This is a genomic window from Treponema porcinum (assembly GCF_900167145.1).
GTDB classification, from domain to species: Bacteria; Spirochaetota; Spirochaetia; order Treponematales; family Treponemataceae; genus Treponema_D; species Treponema_D porcinum.
Genome location: NZ_FUWG01000013.1, coordinates 1 through 16,798 on the forward strand (window position 1 = coordinate 1; position 16,798 = coordinate 16,798).

Consider the following 16,798-nt stretch of genomic DNA (forward strand, 5'->3'; position numbering starts at 1 on the left):
ACTTTTGTTGTCCCTTCAGTTTTCGATTTAATTGTAATTACTTTGTTAGCGTCAGGCGATTATAACCATTACGAGTCAGGAGAAAATCGCCAAAATTAGTCAAAAAGAAACAGCCACTATTATAATCAAACAAAAGTTCCTAAAATATGTGCTGACCAATAATGCACAGAAAAGGAGCTTATGAATGAAAATAATAGTGACAAACTAAGTTTACCACAGACACTGGATCTTATAAAGGACAGAGAAAAAGAAAGTTTCTGTCTGGAAAAAGTTAATCTTGCAGAACTGCAAAGGCTGACAGGCATTACAAGAGCAAAATTAAGACGCCTGCATTATTGGTTATTTTTCTTTGACTAAAATTGGTTAATTCTGCCTGACTCTAAATGGCGATTTCCTCCCGACTCTAACAACTTTATTCACAAGAACTGCGGTGGCTACCTCTGGATTATTTGATATGACTGAAGTAGCATTTATTCCTAGATTTTCAATATCTGCAGTGATTTCTTTAGTTTGACTTGTAAAAATATCTTCGATTTTATTTGTTTCTTTATTGTCAGGATTCTCAGATGAACTCGGAGTATCACAACCTATAAAAGAAATTGTAGTAATAAGGACAAACAGCAATGTTTCCAGTTTTATAATTTTTTTCATAAAATTCTCCAACGATTTTATTTTTTGATTTTGGGCGAAGTCGAGCGAAGCAAGACTTTGCCCAAAGGACTTTTTCAAGTCCTTTGGGTAGTGTACACTACCCAAATTTTTAGAGAAAAATGTTGGAGGATTTTCTTATTAACAATAAGCGCCCCAGTGCGCCATCCTGTGCCGTATAGAAAACATGTTGTTCTTCTGTACGGCATTTTTATTCGTGCGGAGGGTTTAATAGCTTTTAAGAACCAACATACCTCGATGCTTGCGGCGAGGTATGTTGATTTTTACTTACAAGGGAGGTGAAGGGACTTTTTTTTCTGATATCATATAAATTGAAGAAAAATGGATATATTTATATTATCACTTTTTGTAATATACTGTTGTAATTAGCTACATTAAGGGTTTAAAACAAACCCTTAAAACGGCTGAGTCAAGGCCTTGAATGAGCCGAAGGCGAATATGCCTTGACCAGACGTATTCAAGGTTAACACTGAAAAATCCTCAATAGGATTTATTCAGTATTTCCTTAGATTTGTGCGGAAGTTTGATTTCTTCCGGGCATCAGATTGTTCCCGGTTCTTTTGCCGGAACTGTTAATTTTTATGCAGGAGATTTTTATGAAAAAATCCGTATGTATGCAGATTGCGCTGTGCGCGGCGATGCTTTTTGCGTTTTCTTCCTGTTCGCAGAAAAAACAGGAACTCCACGTGTATTCAATCATTCACGAGGAAGAAACTAAGGCTCTTACCGATTTATTTACGAAGAAGACCGGCATTCCTGTTTCCTATCTTCGCGCTACTACAGGCGAGCTTGTAAACCGCGTCATTACAGAAAAAGATGACCCTAAGGCTGACGTCCTGCTTGGCGGTGCAACTTCTTACCATATACAGGCTGCTAAAGCCGGCGCGCTGGAACAGTATGTTTCTCCGAATGCGCAGGGAATTCCAGAGTATGCTCGCTCTTCTGATGGTACGTATACCGGCTTTTGCGTTCTTACGCTTGGTATAGGAGTAAATGCTGGAAGATTTGCGCGGAAATATCCGGGAAAAGCCGTGCCGAAAACATGGGATGATTTGATTGATGCTGATTTTTCCGGTGAAATAGTGATGACTAACCCGGTTGCTTCTTCCACCGCATACCTTTTTGTACAGAATCAGCTTCAGCGGCTCGGATGGGATAAAGGCTGGAAATATTTAACGGCGCTCTCTCAACTGGTAGGACAGTTCCCTGACAGCGGAAGTGCTCCGCCGAAACTTATCGGCACGGGAGAATATGCGCTTGGCATAGCATATCTTCACGGGCTTGCAAAATACAAGTCAGACGGTTTTGATATTCAGCTTGTTGCTCCTCCGCAGTCGGTAGGCGATGTTGACTGCATTGCCATTATGAAAAATGCAAAAAATCTTGAGTCGGCGCAGAAATTCGTTGACTTTATACTTTCTGCAGAAGCGCAGGAACTTATGAGTTCAATAGATTTTACCGTTCCTGTAAATCCTTCTGCAAAAGGAGCTGACGGCTGCATTCCGCTTTCTGAAATTGACCTTATTTCTTACGATGCAAAAAAAGCTTCTTCCCAAAAAGATGAAGTTCTTGCAAAATGGCACGAAATCGTAAAGTAAAATAAAATGGTGTCTTACTTAAAAAAACAGGGCGCGTCGTTCTGCATTCTGTGGGGTGCGTGCGCTTTGTTTTTTATCGTATGCATTGTTTTTCCTCTTTTCTGTACGCTGCTTTCGCCGCGACTTTCTGATTTTGTCAGAGTGTTTTCTACCGGGCGATACCGTACGGTAATTGTCAATACGGCAGTCGAATGTATCTGTTCCACCGTGTTTTCTGTCCTTCTTGGCTATTTGTATGCGTATGCCGTTGTGCGCGGTGAAATTCCGTTCGTGCGCTTTTTTTCGGTAGTACCGGTCATCCACATGGTAACTCCGCCCTTTGTAGGAGGACTTTCGTTCATTCTCCTTCTTGGACGACAGGGCTTTATTACAAAAACTCTTCTTGGTCTTGACGTTTCGCTTTACGGGCTTCCCGGAATTGTCATTTCACAGGTGCTGTGCTTTTTTCCCCTTGCATATCTTATGTGTGCGCAGACTTTGCGCGGAATAAATCCTTTGTATGAGCGTGCGGCGCGAGGAATGGGGGCTGGCAGACTCAAGGTTTTTATTTCAGTTACGCTTCCGCTTTCATTTCCGGGAATTCTGTCGTCCTTTCTGTTTATTGCCGTTTCCGTCCTGAGCGACTTTGGAAATCCTATGATTGTTGGCGGAAGGTTTAAGGTTCTTGCCGTAGAAATTTATACGCAGCTTACAGGCTGGATGAACGTATCTGTAAGCGTGGTTCTGGGAATAATTCTTGTAGTTCCTTCTATTATATTGTTTATTCTTCAACATAAGATTTTAAAAGATACTTCCGTACGGAGTGCTACGGTAGGAGGAAAGGAAGCCGCTGTCAGTGCAGAAAGACTATGCCTTTCTGTGCGTATTTTTCTTACATTGTTCTGCGCTTTTCTTTCCGGTGCAGTTCTGCTTCAATTTGCAGCTGTTCTTACAGGGAGTTTTCAGAAATTGTGGGGAATAGACACGCGTTTTACGGCGGAACATATACTTTCCGTGCATCGATACGGCGCAGAACTTCTTGATTCTGTACTTTTCGCCCTTTGTTCAGCTGTTCTTACAACGGCGCTTGCTTCGGTGACTGCGTTTTTTGTGCAGAAAACAGACTCTCCCTTCAGAAAAACGTTCGACACGTTCGCGCAGATTCCCTCTGCAATTCCCGGTTCGCTTTTAGGACTTGCGCTTTCCTTTGCCGCAAACAAAACTGACTTTTCGTTTTCGCCGGCGCTTATTGTTGTGGCAATGATAGTGTCGTTCCTCCCTTTTTCCTACAGGATTATTACGTCGTCGTATCTTCAGCAGAAAAATACGCTTGTGTACGGAGCGCAGTCGCTTGGTGCAGGAAAAATAACTGTATTCCGTTCTGTAACGGTTCCGCTTGCCGGTTCTGCCCTGTTTTCGTCGTTCGTTTATGTGTTTGTCCGCAGTATTGGTACGATGAGTGCCGTGATTTTCCTTGTTTCGTTTAAAACAAAACTTGCATCGATTGCAATTTTAAATCTTGCGGAGCAGGGGGACTGGGGAAAAGCCGCCGCGCTGGCCTCTGTCCTTACGTGCATTGCTTTTCTCGTGCTTGGCATTGGGCGTTTTGCATTGCGCAGGTTTTCCCGCTGATTTTTAATTTGCAGCTTTCGCTGGACGGTTTTCAGGAAGTGAAAAATGAATGATAAGAATGATATTGACGTTAAAAAAAATGCGGCAGCTCTTACCCTCAAAAACGTGTCTTTTTCCTATAAAAATACGCGCGTAATAACTGATTTTTCCCTTTCCGTTGCTCCCGGAAGTTTTACGACTCTTCTTGGTGCTTCCGGTTGCGGAAAGACGACGCTTCTAAAACTGATTTCAGGTTTTCTAGAGCCGGACTCCGGAGAAATACTGATAGACGGACGGAATGTCTGCGGAATTCCTTCTGAAAAGCGGAATGTGGGAATGGTGTTTCAGGACTATGCGCTTTTTCCTCATCTGACTGTTGCGCAGAACATTATGTACGGACTAAAACTTCTTCCGCGGGAAAAAGGCGTAACCCGAAGTCAGTTTTTTGAAATGAACAATGCGCTTGTTCATCAGACCGCACGGATTTTGGGGCTGGAAGGACTTTTAGAGCGTTATCCGCACGAACTTTCCGGCGGACAGCAGCAGCGTGTTGCACTCGGACGTTCACTTGTCCTTAAGCCGGGAGTTCTTCTTATGGATGAACCGCTTTCTTCCTTAGATGCAAAACTCCGTGCGCAGGTGCGTGACGAACTTAGGGAAATTCAGCAGCGTCTTGGAATTACTACGGTGTACGTAACGCATGATCAGGAAGAAGCTCTTTCGCTATCTGATTATGTTGCCGTCATAAATAAAGGAATTCTTCTTCAGTGCGCTTCTCCGGAAGAAATGTATTTTAAGCCGCGCGATGCATTTACCGCCGGCTTTACTGGTTCTGCCAATTTTATTGATGCGCCGGATGGAAGCGGCTCGTTTATAATACGTCCTGAATGGACAAAACTTGAAGCTGCACCACAGGAATTTTCCGAAAATAATGCCGTTTCGTTCGATGGAAAACCTGGCATCGCCCTGTACGGAACTGTTGCTTCCCGTTCATTTTTCGGTACGTCCGTACGCTATAAAATACGCCTTACCGGTTCGGATAAATTTTTCATTTCAGCCGTTCCTGCGCTCAGTGACCCGTCATTTTCTGCTGGTTCTCCGGTAAAGATTACAGTCCTTCATTCGTGGAAACTTCCGTCCGTCTGAATGAACGAACCTCTCCTTGCTAAGGTTTTGTTTTAACAATTAATGCAGTAAATTGTCCGTAAGTTAATGACTTACGGACAATTTGACAGGAAGTGCTGAGTAATCGCTTCAAGTGTTAATCAGCACTTACCTAATCAATTGCATAAATGCAGTTTAACCTTTATATTGTAGGATGTAAGATTTTCACTTTTTTATAGGTGGGTTAATGAGCGGAACAAAACAGAATGGTGCAGATATGCTGCCAGTCAGAATTGGAATTGACGTAGGATCGACAACTGTAAAGATTGCGGTTCTGGATGATAATGATAAATTAATTTACGGCGACTACCAGCGCCATCGTGCAGATATACGGAGTACGATTATTTCAGTTGTGTCAAAGGCATTTGATGAACTTGAAAAGAAATTTCCGGCAGGAGCAGGGCAGACTCTGAGCGTAAAGGTAACTGGTTCAGGCGGATTTTCTGTAAGCCAGTGGCTGAACATTCCGTTTATTCAGGAAGTCGTCGCCGCTACTACAGCAGTAAAAAAACTCATTCCTCAGACAGACGTTGTAATTGAACTTGGCGGAGAGGATGCAAAGATTACGTATTTTACAGGCGGCGTTGAGCAGCGTATGAACGGTACTTGCGCCGGCGGAACAGGTGCGTTCATTGACCAGATGGCGGCACTTTTGGAAACAGATGCAGCCGGACTGAACGTTCTTGCCAAGGATGCAACGACTATTTATCCGATTGCAGCACGCTGCGGTGTTTTTGCAAAGACGGACGTTCAGCCTCTTATAAACGAAGGTGCGCGCCGTGAGGATATTGCAGCTTCCATTTATCAGGCTGTAGTAAACCAGACGATTTCCGGTCTTGCCTGCGGAAAGCCAATCCGCGGACACGTTGCTTTTCTTGGCGGACCTCTTCACTTTATGGATCAGCTTCGCCGCCGCTTTATCGAAACGCTTAAACTCAAGGACGATGAAATTATCGTTCCTGAAGATTCACAGCTGTTTGTGGCGACTGGTTCTGCGTTCAGTGCAGATAGGACAGTCTGCTGTGACGGAAAGAAATTTCCTACGATTGCAGAATTCCGCGAAAACCTTAAAAATCTTGTGGGTGCAGAACTCAGCGAAGTTCAGCGTCTTGAACCTCTTTTTAACAATGCTACGGAACTTGACGAATTCCGTAAGCGCCATGCGTCTGAAATTGCAGCACGAGGCGACTTGAGCTTAACTCGTGGACCTGTATTCCTTGGTCTTGATTCCGGCTCCACTACTACAAAGGCTGTTCTTATCGACCAGAAAGGACGGATTATTTGGGATTTCTACGCGAACAATCAGGGAAATCCTGTTGACCTTGCGGCAAAAGTCCTTAAAGATTTGTACAAAAAATTACCTGAAGATGTATATATTGCGCGCGCCGTTTCTACCGGTTACGGAGAGGCGCTTTTCCAGGCTGCGTTCGGCGTAGATGCCGGCGAAGTTGAAACGATTACGCACTTCCGTGCGGCAGATTTTTTTGTGCCGGGCGTAGAGTTCCTGCTTGACATAGGCGGTCAGGATATGAAGTGCCTTCGGATGAAGGACGGTGCTATTGTTTCAATTCAGCTGAACGAAGCGTGTTCTTCCGGTTGCGGTTCATTCCTTGATAATTTTGCACGCACGATGGGAATGGATGTACGTGAATTCAGTCGTATTGCACTTCTTGCAGATAAGCCTGTTGACTTGGGAAGCCGATGTACCGTCTTTATGAACAGCCGCGTTAAGCAGGCGCAGAAAGAAGGCGCATCCGTTGCAGACATTTCTGCCGGTCTTTCATATTCCGTAATAAAGAATGCACTTTTTAAAGTAATAAAACTTAGGAAAGCAAGCGACATCGGAACAAAAGTTGTAGTTCAGGGAGGTACGTTTTTCAACGATGCCGTACTCCGTGCTTTTGAAAAAATTGCCGGCGTAAATGTATTCCGCCCTGACGTAGCAGGTCTTATGGGTGCATACGGTTCTGCCCTTATTGCATACGACCAGTGGGTAGACTTAACGGCACCTAAACCTGGACAGCCGCCTGTAGATCCTGCGACAGTCCGTTCGGGAATTGCTACGCTTAAAGACCTTGAGAATTTCCACGTTGAACTTGAATCGCGGCGTTGCGGAAAGTGCCAGAATAACTGTCTTCTTACTATTAATACATTCAGCACCGGAAGCGAAAAGCGCGTTTTCATTACAGGAAACCGTTGTGAGCGCGGTGCGGAAATTGAAGGAACGGTTATTGACGCAAGCAACAAGAAGAATACCGGCATAGAAGATACCGGCGAAAAAATGCCGAACTTGTTTGACTGGAAATACAGGCGTCTTTTCCATTACGTTCCGCTTAAAAAAGAAGATGCTCCTATGGGCGATGTCGGAATTCCGCGCGTCCTGAATATGTATGAAAATTATCCGATGTGGTTTACGTTTTTTACAAAGCTCGGATTCCGCGTGCGGTTGAGCCAGCGTTCGTCACGAAGCGTTTATGAAAAAGGAATTGAAACTATCCCGTCTGAATCGGTGTGCTATCCGGGAAAAATAAGTCACGGTCACCTTGTTTCGCTTCTTGAGCAGGGAATAAAATTTATTTTCTATCCGTGTGCTCCGTATGAAAAACAGGAAGATTCCGGCGCAGGAAATCACTATAACTGTCCGATTGTAACAAGCTATCCTGAAGTTTTGCGGAATAATGTTGATGAACTCAGGCAGAACAAAGATATTCTTTATATGGATCCGTTCCTTCCGATTTATGATAAGAAACGTCTTGCAGAGCGCCTGTGTGAAGAGATGCTTCCGAAATTCCCGTCGCTTACGGAAAAGCAGATAAAAGAAGCTGTTGAAGATGCATGGAACGAGCAGGAAAAATTCCGCGAAGACGTAAAGAAAGCCGGAGAAGAAGCTCTTGAAACGATGATTCGTGCAGGCGGAAACGGAATTGTCCTTTCCGGTCGTCCGTATCATCTTGATCCAGAGATAAATCACGGAATTCCGGAAATGATAAATGCACTCGGTCTTGCCGTATTTACTGAAGACAGCGTTGCGCAGTTCGGAAGCATTGAACGTCCTCTCCGCATTATTGACCAGTGGGTATATCATAACCGCCTGTACCGTGCCGCAGCTTTTGTAAGCGAAATGCCTAATCTTGAAATGCTTCAGCTTACAAGTTTTGGCTGCGGACTTGATGCGGTTACCGCCGATCAGGTTGACGAAATTATGCGCTCTAAGGGGCGTATGTATACGCTCATTAAGATTGACGAAGGCTCTAACCTTGGTGCTGTAAGAATAAGAATACGTTCTCTGATTGCGGCGGTAAAGGAACGCCAGCGTCATCACAGAACTCCTGTAGTAAAATCCGCCGCATACCAGAGACAGGTGTTTACGAAAGAGATGAAGTACAGCCACACGATTATCGGTCCGCAGATGTCGCCGATTCATTTCAAGCTTTTGCAAAAAGCATTCCAGTATTGCGGCTACAATTTTGTCATTCTTGATGCGGTTGATCCTAAGGCTGTTGAAGCAGGATTAAAATACGTAAACAACGATGCGTGCTATCCGTCAATTCTTGTTGCCGGACAGATGATTGCGGCGCTTGAGTCAGGAAAGTACGACATAAACAAAGTTTCGCTCATCATTACGCAGACAGGCGGCGGATGCCGTGCAACAAACTATATCGGCTTTATCCGGCGTGCTTTGAACGATGCAGGATGGGGGCAGGTTCCTGTTCTTTCTTTGAGTGCACAGGGGTTTGAAAAAAATCCGGGCTTTAAGATTACTCCTGTTCTTCTGCACCGTCTTGTAATGGGAATTATGGTAGGCGACCTTCTTATGCGAGTACTTTACCGCACTCGCCCGTACGAAGCTGTGCCGGGTTCGGCGGATGCATTGTATGAAAAATGGAACGCCCGCGCGGAAAAACAGCTTAAGTCGCTTTCTGTTTCCGGCTACCACAAGCTTATGAAGGGAATAGTAAAGGATTTTGACGAACTTCCGCTCAAGCCTATAAAGAAGCCGCGCGTCGGTGTAGTAGGCGAAATCCTTGTAAAGTTCCATCCGACGGCGAACAACAAAATTGTAGAAACAATAGAGCGCGAGGGAGCGGAGTGCGTTATGCCTGACCTTGCAGACTTCTTCTTCTATACGTTCGCAACGGGCATTTTCCGTCACGAAGAACTTGCGTTCCCTAAGAAAACGGAGCGGAACGCGCGGCTTTTCGTGTGGTTCCTTGAACTGTACCGCGGAAAAATGAAAAAATATCTGAACAAAAGCCGCCGCTTCGATGCGCCTTCGTCAATCTATGAACTTATGAAAGGCGTTGACGACATCGTTCAACTTGGAAACATTACCGGTGAAGGCTGGTTCCTTACGGCAGAAATGGTCGAACTTATAAAAGAAGGCTGCCCTAGCATTGCGTGCGTACAGCCATTCGCCTGTCTTCCTAATCACGTAACCGGAAAAGGTATGATAAAAGAACTGCGTCGCCGTTTCCCGGGGGCAAATATAAGCGCAATTGACTATGATCCGGGCAGTTCTGAGGTAAACCAGCTGAACCGCCTTAAGCTTCTGCTTTCAAATGCGCCTGCCGGTCGTCATCCTGATGAGAACGACGACGGTTTTATCGTGGGAAAAGACGGTGCTCTTATAAAACCGGAAATAAGGCTTGCAGAGGGAAGTACTGCGCTTACTGATACAGAGCCGGTTTCCCTGTCTTCTATGCCTGCTGCCGGTACGGAGTAGAGAATGAAAAAGCGTTCTGCCGTATTTTTAGGACTTCTGGTTCTTGCTCTGCATTCTGTTTTTGCAGACTATAACAAATCGGGCGTTGCGGATTCTTCCGAAATCCGGCGGAATCTTGTGGAAACGTGGTTTGAAGCGCCGTTGTCAGCAGTTCGTATGAACAGACCGGAAATAAGGACGAACAGTATCGGGCAGAAATTTCAGGTGCGTCTTGAGGAATCGGAAGATTTTTTCAGTATTTTTGTAGCGCCGTATGCGCGTATGGAAATCGACGTATATTCCGACAAGGGAAAATCTACTGAGATGCAGGAAGTTTATCCCGGAGATGCGCCCGGAAGCTGGGTGCTTGTTCGCGACAAGAAAAGCGGCGCACCTCTTCGTATCCGTTATTATTTTGCAAGTGATAGTGATGTATTCGTTCAGTTTTCACCGGTGAATAAAACAGGATGTGCGGATTTTGTCTGCTATAACTGTTATGCCGCACGCGGAGTGCCTACGGGACTTCCATTTGAAAGATTTTATACGGCTTCTTTTGCAGACATTCAGAAGTGGACGGCAAACATTCTTCCATGGCAATATACTCAGGTTTATAAGGATAACTATCATTCGTCGCTTCAGATGATTGAAGTTATCCGCGCGGCACTCCCTGACATTGTTTTTACTGATGACGCGATGTATGATGAAGACGGCGAGCCGGTTTATATTTCTTCCGGAAAAAAACGCACTGTTGATGAGGAAGATGCAGGAAAAATTACCGTAAGCGGCGCAGGATTTCTTAAATGGATTGCAGACGGAATTGTCCAGCCGCTTACCGGAACCCGTCTAAAACGCATTCCGCTTCTTACAGAAACTGTGCAGTATAAGAATACCGGCTTTCAGGGAGTCCTTTCGCAAAGTTATTCGCTTTCTTTTTCCCTTGACTGGATACGCAATATTGCAAGCGCAGTAATATCTGTAAGAACCAGAAAAAATTATCTGTATAATGAGTCTGGCGTTGATGTTTCAATAGAACCGTTTTCTGCAGAATTTACGGAGCGCGGTCTTGAAAGTACAGCCGGCTTTGTGCAGAATTCAGGCTATTCAGTACGTACTTTTAAACCGCTTTTGTATGTGCTTGCTGCTTCTGAACCGGAAACGTTCTACTTTGCGGCGATACGCTCTACGGACAGAAGAAGTCCTGAAGTAAAAGTATTTAATGAATGTGCAGTTATTTTTCCGTATTTTGATAATGACGGTCATTTTAAGTGCGTTCTTTTTAAGGACGGCGCGGAAATGAGTTTTGATGAATTTTACAGCCGGTATTGTATGGATTCTGTGTTTCTTACAAGAGCCGGCTGCACCGAGCAGTTTTTTCCTGAATGATGAAGTATGAAGTTACTTCGGGAAAATTGTGCGGTATTTTTTGAGAAGGTTTGAATAAGGTTTGTTATGAAAAAAGTTTTCGGTATATGTTTGCTTCTTTTTTCGGCAGGAATTGCGTGTGCCGCGCCGTTAGAAACTGACGTTTCGCTGTTTGCAGAACTTTCTTCCGCCTATAATTCCGGGTTTTATCCTGGAGCTGTGCAGTATGCGGAGCGGCTTGAAAAACAGTTTCCTGACTCTGCGGCGCTGGGCGAGGCGCTTCTTATAAAGGGTGAAAGCCTTGTCCGCCTTAATTTGTTTTTTGAGGCGGAAAATACGCTCCGCGCTGCCCGGAAATCTACCGAAACGGATACCGTTCTTTTGAATGACTGTAGTTACTGGCTTGCAAGGGCGTATGAGGGTCTTGGAAACAGCACCGAGGCGCTGAACTGGTATTACGATTATTGCGCCCATACGGCAGAAACTGTTGCTTCTGACGGCGGAAAACTGTCTTCCCGTAAAAAATATTATGCCGCAGCCTTGTGTGATTCAGGACGGATTTTCTATAATAAAGGCGAATATTCACGCGCCGTTCCGTTTCTTGAGTATGCAGTGCAGAACGGAGAAAAATACGATGCTTCTGTCTATGTAGATGCGCTTTTCAAACTGATGGACTCATACAGTCAGTCCGGGAATCCGGAAAAAGCCGTTCATTTGTACAAAACGATTTCCAGAAGTGATTTTGATGCGCTTTCTCAGGCGCCGTATACGTATCAGGTTTTTACGCTGTATGCCGGCGATGCATATCTGAAAAACGGTGAATACAAAAAGGCGTATGACTTGTACTGCGCCGTCCTTAAAAGCGGCGAAAAATCGCTTGCGGCAAATGCGCTGAAAAAAGCTTATAACGTTTCTTCCGCACACCGCGCGGAAGTCAGCGCAGAGCCGGGAACTGTTCTTTCTGACGCACAGAAATATCTTGCTGATTCTCCGGAACTTCTCGGGGAATTCTGGACGCGCCTTGGAGCAGATGCGTATGAGGCTGGCGATTATAAAAAAGCGCTTTCGTATTTTGACGAGGCGGAAAAGAATGTTTCCGTTGATTTGTTTTTATTCGCCGCGCTTTATCGTGCGCAGATTGCGGCAGGAACCAGGCCTACAGTAAAATCTTCTGCTGTTGCCGAAAATATGATTTTGAAAAGCCGCGGCATTCTTAATGAAGAGAACAGTTATATCCTTCTTCGCGAAACCAATATTCTTCTGTGCCGGTACGCGGCAATTCAGGAGCACTGGGAGGACGTAAAAAAATACGCCGCCGCCGTAGTTCCGCTTGATTTTGACACGCGCGAATATCTTGCGCTTGCCGAATACAGAACAGGAAATTATGCAGAGGCTTCTTCTCTTCTAAAAGGCGCGTATACAAATCTTCACGCCCTTTCGTTTGCGCGTCAGCAGGATTTTAAGAATGCGGCGCTTATCTATGCAGGAATTGAGGAAGCGCGCGGCCTTACCGATGAAGAACGGCTGAACTATGCAAAAGTCCTTCTTTATTCCGGGCGTTACAGGGAATCCCAGATTGAATCTGCCCGTTGCAGTCTGAACGAAGCAAAATATGTTCTTGGACTTGCGCAGTTCAATACCTGGTCCTGGCCTTATGCGGAAGAGAGTTTCAGTTCCTATTTGAATTCTTCTGCAAAAAAGGACGAAAAAAGCGTTTCATACGCGCAGTTTTATCTTGGCTACGCACAGTACAGGCAGGGAAAATCAAAAAAGGCGTATGCCGCTCTTTCTGATTTTGTAAAGAAATATCCGGGACACGAACTTTTCTGGAATGCTCAGATGGCAGCCGCAAACGCCGCCGTTCAGAATAACGAGCCGGAAAAAGCTGCGCTTCACGCGGAATCTGCCGTGCAGAATGCGTCCGGAGATGCGGAAACTGAAGAAGCCGTGCTTTTGTGCGCAGAAATATACACTGATTCCAAAAAATATAAAAAGGCTCTTGATTTGCTTGCGCCATATACAAAGCGTTCCGGCGAATTCAGCATGAAAAGCATATACAAGACCGGTCAGATTTATGAAAAGCAGCTTGATTTATCAAGTGCCGACGCGGCTTACAAAAGCCTTGTGCAGAAATTTCCAGGAGAAAAACTTGCAGAAGAGGCTATGTACCGCCGCGGCGAGATGTTCTTTTCTGCGGAAATGTATGACGATGCAATCAGCCGGTTCAATGAGTATGCAAAAAAATATCCGGCAGGGAATTTTGTGGATGCCGCCTGGTATTTTACGGCAGAAAGCTATGCACTTACCGGCAATTCTGAACGTGCAGTCCTTCAAAATCTTGCGCTTGTCAAAAAATTCCCGGAAAGCACGTATCTTTACAGTTCCTGCAAAAATCTGATTGAACTGTACCGTGAAAAAGGCGATTATCCTGCTGCGCTTGAATACGCACGCTTTTTAATTGAAAAATACGGCGAACAGGCGAAAAACGACGGAATTTCTGAAGTTTCTGCCGATTTGGAGAAACTTCACTCCGGGAAATCAGAGGAAATCGTCCGTAAAGAAGCGGAATTCAAGAAAAACGGTGAATTGGAAACTTACGCAGGAAGGACTACGGGAACTGAACTTGTTGCACTCTATGCGTCAACTACGTCATTTTCCCGGAATGCGGCCGTTCTTGCGGAAAAACTGCTGCCGCTCCAGAAAAAACATCTTCAGGAAGAAAGCCTGTACGCCGCGCAGAACGCTATGTTTTTGGGAAAAACGTACCGCCGGAACGAGCGCAATAAGAATGCGGCAGAAATGTATCTTCTTGCGGCGGAATATTTCAGGATGAATAATAAGGATGACGAGGCGGCGGCGGCTTTGTACGGTGCGTACGATTCGTTCCGCGCGGCAGGACTGTCCGGTGATGCTGACGAAACGGCGCGTATGCTGAAATCGCTGTATCCGCAGAGCCGCCAGGCAAAAAATATAAGGATTTGAAACTAGTAACGGAAAGGTAAAAAATATGAAAGCAAACAGACTGATACTTATGCTGGCGGCGGCTTTTTCAGGAGCTGTCGTAACGGCACAAAACGTAAACGATTCGGAGAATGCAGAAATCACTCTGCCTGATGTTTCTACCGTCATTTCCGGCGGTGCGCCGAAAGTCGGAAAAAGCGCCGTCCCTGATTTTTCTGCGGTTCTTCCCAAAACTGAAGGCACTGAAATTGTGCCGCGTATGCCGGAGGCCGGTTCTGCCGAGCAGACGTCATCTTCCGTGCTTTTAGCCGCCGCTCCCCTTGAAAAAACTATATACGCAGAAGGTGTTGCGGGGCTCGGACTTCCGGGATTTTTCACCGGGAATTTTTCAATTTATCGGCAGACCGGTGCCAATCCGTTTAAAATTACATTCGGTCATGAAACTGTAAACGGCTATGCAAATCATTCGCTGAATTCCGGCTATTTTGACAAAAATACGCATATCGATGCGGAAAAAACGTTCTCAACCAGAAAGACAACCCTGTTTCTGTACGGAGCGTATCATTCCGAAGACAACGGACTTCAGAATAAATCTGATTTTATAAGCGACGTTACAAAAGACCAGCTTGGAGCCGGCATTTCGTTTGACGTCCGCTTTACGGATGATGTTTCGCTGAAAACGTCGCTTAAAGGAGACTGGTATAAGCGTTACGGAACTGTTGCCGGTGATGCTTTGCTTGATGATTATGAAAAAAAAGCAAGCATTCTTGATTTTAATCCTGAAATTTTGTTTGAATGGGGAACTTTCGGCATTTATTCTGAGCTCGGAGTTTCTTATGAACTTGAATATGATGCCGGAAAATCTTTTGATGAACATAATGCAAACCGAGTTGATTTTTCCGTACTGTTCGGCTGGAAAAACGAAAATATTAATGTCTATGCACAGGCGGCGGTTGTTGTCGGAAATCATATCGGCGACAACGATGTTGTAGTTCCGTTTGAAGCAGGAGTTGATTTTGATATTCCTGTGCCGTTTTCTTCACGTGCGGTACGTCTTTCTGCCGCTGGCGGAATTGACTCGTATCTTCCTAAGGTAAGCGCACTCGAAAAAGCGTATGCATTTTCTGCATTGAACGTGCTTCCGGAAGAAACGTCAGACTGGTTCGGAAGTCTGAATGTGAATGTTCCTGTAAAAGACATACTTACGGTTACGCTTGACGGCGTATTCTGCACTACGGCCTTTGGCAACGGAACTGTGCAGCCGGTCTATAAGGAAACGTATTTTAAAAACGGACAGTATTTTTATTCCTCTGAGGATATGACTCAGGTAAACACAGATGCTGGCATTTCTTTCAGAAAAGGAATTGCGACTTTCTCTCTGAACTGGAAGTCGTTCTGGGGTGATCTTCCTGCAACGGAAGTTCCGAATAAAATTTCAGGCGGCGTATCATTGCAGGATAAAAAAGCGCGCGTTAATTTCAGTTCCGTAATTGCGTTCGAACTTGGTGATGATGCGGACAGCGTTCCTGTTGTTGATTTTGACTGTTCCGTAAAAGTTTCTTATGCGGTACGTCTTGCTGTAACTGGAAATGATATTGTAAAATTGATTTCGGGCAAGTCACGCGACTATGCCGGTGAGTATATTAGAAGAAGCGGTTATGCAGGAATTCTTGCAAAATTCTTTTTCTAAGGCGACAATTTAAGGAAGAGGAAGGAATTTATGTTTAGTGCTATCAGGGCCGGCGGATTTATTATGCTGCCGATTATTTTGTGCGGTATTGCTGCAACGTTTATCATCATTGAACGATGCTTTTATTTTTATGTTACAAAAAAACGTGATGTAAAGCTTATGTACGATTTGAACTCGTATCTTGACTCTGAAAATTATGATTCTGCTGCAATAAGCTGTGCCGAGGCTGATACTCCCTGCTCTCAGGTTGTGAAAAAGGCGCTTGACTGCCGCCGCTGGGATGAAAAGGATATGAAAGACGCTGTTGAGGCGGAAATGTCCGTTGTTGTTCCTCGTTTTGAGCATCTACTTACTCCGCTCGGCACAATTTCTAATATTGCTACGCTTCTCGGTCTTTTGGGAACTGTTACGGGAAACATCAAGGCGTTCGGCGTTCTTGGTGCAGGCGGAACAATGGGTGATCCTGCCATTCTTGCCGGTGCGATTGCAGAGGCGCTCGTTACTACTGTTGCCGGTCTTATTGTTTCAATTCCATCCGTTATTTTCTATAATTATTTTATTTCCCGCGTAAACCGCCGGATTGCAGAAATGGAAAATAACGTTACTAATGTCGTAATCAAGCTGACGGGAAGGGTAAAATAATGAAACTGAAAGCGCGCAGAAGTTCTGTTCACGCCTCGATAGATATGACGCCTATGCTTGACGTTGTGTTTCAGTTGATTATTTTCTTCCTTGTTTCTACGACGTTCGCCGTTCTTCCGGGGCTGAAACTTAATCTTCCGGAAAGCACGACTGCTGAAAGTACTTCAAATCTGGGAATTACTATTTCTGCCGATAAAAAAGGCGGCATCTGGTTCAATGACAAGCCTGTTTCCTACAAAACTCTGGAAGCGGAACTTGCCGCATTTGATACAAAAAAGATAAAGCGCAAGGATTTTCCTGTTACGATAGAAGCTGATTCCGACGTTACGAACGGAACGATTGTAAGACTGTTTGATGCAGTGCGGAAGGGCGGTTTTTCTATGGTAAGCCTGAGAACGACCGAGCGGAAACAGTAGCGGC

Annotated in this window: 11 protein-coding genes; 10 read left to right on the forward strand and 1 reads right to left on the reverse strand. The window is 45.0% G+C overall.

What is annotated here, in order from left to right; all coding sequences use genetic code 11:
- Positions 1 to 180: 180 nt before the first annotated feature.
- Complete coding sequence (locus tag B5D55_RS11625; RefSeq protein ID WP_159446140.1) at positions 181 to 357, forward strand: hypothetical protein; 177 nt, start codon at positions 181 to 183, stop codon at positions 355 to 357.
- A gap of 6 nt (positions 358 to 363) precedes the next feature.
- On the opposite strand, the gene B5D55_RS08655 is transcribed toward B5D55_RS11625, so the two are convergent.
- The gene (locus B5D55_RS08655; protein ID WP_078933618.1) at positions 364 to 651 is read right to left on the reverse strand and encodes a hypothetical protein; all 288 of its coding nucleotides are present in this window, start codon (positions 649 to 651) and stop codon (positions 364 to 366) included.
- Positions 652 to 1,265: 614 nt separating this feature from the next.
- Here B5D55_RS08655 and B5D55_RS08660 point away from each other — a divergent pair.
- The 9 genes from B5D55_RS08660 to B5D55_RS08700 all read left to right on the forward strand — a co-directional run bounded on the left by B5D55_RS08660 (position 1,266) and on the right by B5D55_RS08700 (position 16,794).
- Positions 1,266 to 2,267, forward strand: a complete 1,002-nt coding sequence (locus B5D55_RS08660; protein WP_078933702.1) for an ABC transporter substrate-binding protein — start codon at positions 1,266 to 1,268, stop codon at positions 2,265 to 2,267.
- A gap of 6 nt (positions 2,268 to 2,273) precedes the next feature.
- Positions 2,274 to 3,878 carry an ABC transporter permease gene (locus B5D55_RS08665; RefSeq protein WP_078933619.1) on the forward strand — a complete coding sequence of 535 codons (1,605 nt, stop codon included), beginning with the start codon at positions 2,274 to 2,276 and terminating at the stop codon, positions 3,876 to 3,878.
- A 45-nt stretch (positions 3,879 to 3,923) separates the two neighbouring features.
- The gene (locus tag B5D55_RS08670) at positions 3,924 to 5,003 is read left to right on the forward strand and encodes an ABC transporter ATP-binding protein (RefSeq protein WP_078933620.1); all 1,080 of its coding nucleotides are present in this window, start codon (positions 3,924 to 3,926) and stop codon (positions 5,001 to 5,003) included.
- Between the two features lie 205 nt (positions 5,004 to 5,208).
- Complete coding sequence (locus tag B5D55_RS08675; RefSeq protein ID WP_078933621.1) at positions 5,209 to 9,744, forward strand: 2-hydroxyacyl-CoA dehydratase; 4,536 nt, start codon at positions 5,209 to 5,211, stop codon at positions 9,742 to 9,744.
- A 3-nt stretch (positions 9,745 to 9,747) separates the two neighbouring features.
- Positions 9,748 to 11,106, forward strand: coding sequence for a hypothetical protein (locus B5D55_RS08680; RefSeq protein WP_078933622.1), 1,359 nt, complete (start codon positions 9,748 to 9,750; stop codon positions 11,104 to 11,106).
- A 66-nt stretch (positions 11,107 to 11,172) separates the two neighbouring features.
- Positions 11,173 to 14,067 carry a tetratricopeptide repeat protein gene (locus B5D55_RS08685; protein WP_078933623.1) on the forward strand — a complete coding sequence of 965 codons (2,895 nt, stop codon included), beginning with the start codon at positions 11,173 to 11,175 and terminating at the stop codon, positions 14,065 to 14,067.
- A gap of 25 nt (positions 14,068 to 14,092) precedes the next feature.
- Positions 14,093 to 15,736, forward strand: a complete 1,644-nt coding sequence (locus tag B5D55_RS08690; protein ID WP_078933624.1) for a hypothetical protein — start codon at positions 14,093 to 14,095, stop codon at positions 15,734 to 15,736.
- A gap of 30 nt (positions 15,737 to 15,766) precedes the next feature.
- Positions 15,767 to 16,378, forward strand: coding sequence for a MotA/TolQ/ExbB proton channel family protein (locus B5D55_RS08695; protein WP_078933625.1), 612 nt, complete (start codon positions 15,767 to 15,769; stop codon positions 16,376 to 16,378).
- Positions 16,378 to 16,794: an ExbD/TolR family protein gene (locus tag B5D55_RS08700; protein WP_078933626.1), complete on the forward strand. Its 417-nt coding sequence runs from the start codon at positions 16,378 to 16,380 to the stop codon at positions 16,792 to 16,794. Before B5D55_RS08695 ends, B5D55_RS08700 begins: the two co-directional genes overlap by 1 nt.
- Positions 16,795 to 16,798 lie beyond the last annotated feature (4 nt).

Excerpts from the sequence above, each read along its gene's own strand:
- B5D55_RS11625 (WP_159446140.1), top strand. The coding sequence starts at position 181 with ATGAATGAAAATAATAGTGACAAACTAAGTTTACCACAGACACTGGAT.
- B5D55_RS08655 (WP_078933618.1), bottom strand. The coding sequence starts at position 651 with ATGAAAAAAATTATAAAACTGGAAACATTGCTGTTTGTCCTTATTACT.
- B5D55_RS08660 (WP_078933702.1), top strand. The coding sequence starts at position 1,266 with ATGAAAAAATCCGTATGTATGCAGATTGCGCTGTGCGCGGCGATGCTT.
- B5D55_RS08665 (WP_078933619.1), top strand. The coding sequence starts at position 2,274 with ATGGTGTCTTACTTAAAAAAACAGGGCGCGTCGTTCTGCATTCTGTGG.
- B5D55_RS08670 (WP_078933620.1), top strand. The coding sequence starts at position 3,924 with ATGAATGATAAGAATGATATTGACGTTAAAAAAAATGCGGCAGCTCTT.
- B5D55_RS08675 (WP_078933621.1), top strand. The coding sequence starts at position 5,209 with ATGAGCGGAACAAAACAGAATGGTGCAGATATGCTGCCAGTCAGAATT.
- B5D55_RS08680 (WP_078933622.1), top strand. The coding sequence starts at position 9,748 with ATGAAAAAGCGTTCTGCCGTATTTTTAGGACTTCTGGTTCTTGCTCTG.
- B5D55_RS08685 (WP_078933623.1), top strand. The coding sequence starts at position 11,173 with ATGAAAAAAGTTTTCGGTATATGTTTGCTTCTTTTTTCGGCAGGAATT.
- B5D55_RS08690 (WP_078933624.1), top strand. The coding sequence starts at position 14,093 with ATGAAAGCAAACAGACTGATACTTATGCTGGCGGCGGCTTTTTCAGGA.
- B5D55_RS08695 (WP_078933625.1), top strand. The coding sequence starts at position 15,767 with ATGTTTAGTGCTATCAGGGCCGGCGGATTTATTATGCTGCCGATTATT.
- B5D55_RS08700 (WP_078933626.1), top strand. The coding sequence starts at position 16,378 with ATGAAACTGAAAGCGCGCAGAAGTTCTGTTCACGCCTCGATAGATATG.